This window comes from Arenimonas malthae CC-JY-1, from assembly GCF_000747075.1.
Lineage (GTDB): Bacteria > Pseudomonadota > Gammaproteobacteria > Xanthomonadales > Xanthomonadaceae > Arenimonas > Arenimonas malthae.
Genome location: NZ_AVCH01000212.1, coordinates 1 through 1920 on the forward strand (window position 1 = coordinate 1; position 1920 = coordinate 1920).

Genomic DNA, 1920 nt, shown 5'->3' on the forward strand with positions numbered 1-1920 from the left:
GGTTCGGCGACGGCGCTCATCGCGCCACCGCCCGGGCCGGCGCGGCCTTGGCCAGGAACGCGGCGCGGTCGAGCGCGGCGCCGAGGTCGGCCTCCAGGTCGGGCAGCGCCTCGATGCCCACCGACAGCCGCAGCAGGCCGTCGCCGATGCCGGCGTTCCGGCGTGCCTCGGCCGACATGGCTGCGTGGGTCATGGTGGCCGGGTGCGCCACCAGGCTTTCCACGCCGCCCAGCGATTCGGCCAGGGTGAAATGCCGCAACCCGTCGAGGAAGGCGCGCACCGCCGGCACGCCGCCGGCCAGCTCGAACGACACCATCGCGCCGAAGCCGCGCTGCTGCCTCGCCGCCAGCGCGTGGCCCGGGTGCGTGGCCAGGCCCGGGTAGTGCGTGGCGCGCACCGCCGGGTGGCGGGCCAGGCGTTCGGCCAGCGCGGCGGCGTTTTCCTGGTGCACGCGCAGGCGGGCGTCGAGCGTGCGCAGGCCGCGCAGGGTGAGGAAGCTGTCGAAGGGCGAACCGGTGAGGCCCAGCGCGTTCGCCCACCACGCAAGCTTTTCCAGCAGCGCCGGGTCGCGGGCCACCAGCGCGCCGCCGACCACGTCGCTGTGGCCGTTGATGTACTTGGTGGTGGAATGCAGCACCAGGTCGGCGCCGAAGTCGAGTGGCCGCTGCAGCGCCGGCGAGAGGAAGGTGTTGTCGGCCAGCAGCAGCGCGCCGGCGGCGTGCGCGGCCAGCGCCACCGCGCGCAGGTCGGTGAGCCGCAGCAGCGGGTTCGAGGGCGTTTCCACCCACACCAGGCGGGCCGGGCGCGACAGCGCCTGTGCGCGCGCGGCGGCGTCGCCCAGGTCCACCAGCTCCAGTTCGAAGCGGCCCTTGCGCGCCAGCGCGTCGAACAGGCGCCAGCTGCCGCCGTAGCCGTCGTGGGTCACCACGAGGCGGTCGCCCGGTTCGAGCAGGGCCTCCAGCGCCAGCGTGATGGCGGCCATGCCGGTGGCGGTGACCACCGCGCCGGCGCCGCCTTCGAGTTCGCCCAGCGCTTCGGCCAGCAGGTCGCGGGTGGGGTTGCCGCTGCGCGTGTAGTCGTAGCGGCGCTTGTGGTCGAAGCCGGCGAAGCTGAAGTTGCTCGACAGCACCAGCGGCGGCGTGACGGCGCCGAAGGCGGTGTCGGAATCGATGCCGGCGCGCACGGCCACGGTGGCGGGACAACGGGTGCTCATGCCACCTCTCCCAGCGATTCGCGCAGCAGGCGGGCGATGGCCGCGTCTTCCTTAAGGAAGGCGTCGTGGCCGAACTCCGAGCGCAGCACGCGCAGGCGCGCCGGGCCGCCCAGGCCTTCCACCAGCGCCTGCAGGTCGGCCAGCGGCACCAGCCGGTCTTCCGCCACCGCGACCACGGTGGTGGGCACGGTGACGGCGGCCGGGTCCACGCGCTGCAGGTCGATCGATTCCGAGAGCCGCAGGAAGGCGGTGGAGCACCAGCGCGCGGCGTAGCGGCGGCCGCAATGCGCCAGGTAGTCCTCGGCGGCGGTGCGCACCTGGCCGGACACGCATTCGGCCGGCTCGTCGAAGCGGCGGGCGAATTCCTCGGGCGTGCGGTAACTCAGCATCGCCCACTGCCGCGCCAGCGACAGCGCGTGCGAAACGTTTCCTTCGGTGCGGCCCAGCGCCACCACCTGCCGCTGCAGCGCGCGCCAGGCGCTGGCGTAAGGGTGCGGGCGGTGCGCGCCGGAAATCGCCACCAGCTTCGCCAGCCGCCCGCCGTGCCGCGCCGCGAACTGCAGGCCCACCATGGCGCCGTAGCTGGCGCCGACGAAAGCCTCGATCCGCGCGACGCCAAGGCGGTCGAGCACGGCGGCCAGTGCGTCGGCCTGGTCGGCCGGGTCGACGGGCGCGTCCAGGCTGCCGTCGGCGCCCAGCCAGTCCAG

At 74.6% G+C, this 1920-nt stretch carries 2 protein-coding genes; both read right to left on the bottom strand.

The features are described from left to right. Positions 1-16: 16 nt before the first annotated feature. Complete coding sequence (metB, locus tag N790_RS14210) at positions 17-1213, bottom strand: cystathionine gamma-synthase (RefSeq protein WP_043805326.1); 1197 nt, start codon at positions 1211-1213, stop codon at positions 17-19. Beyond that, the coding region (gene metX / locus N790_RS14215; protein WP_043805328.1) for a homoserine O-succinyltransferase MetX at positions 1210-1920 on the bottom strand (711 nt) is incomplete at its 5' end. The genes metB and metX, both read right to left, overlap by 4 nt.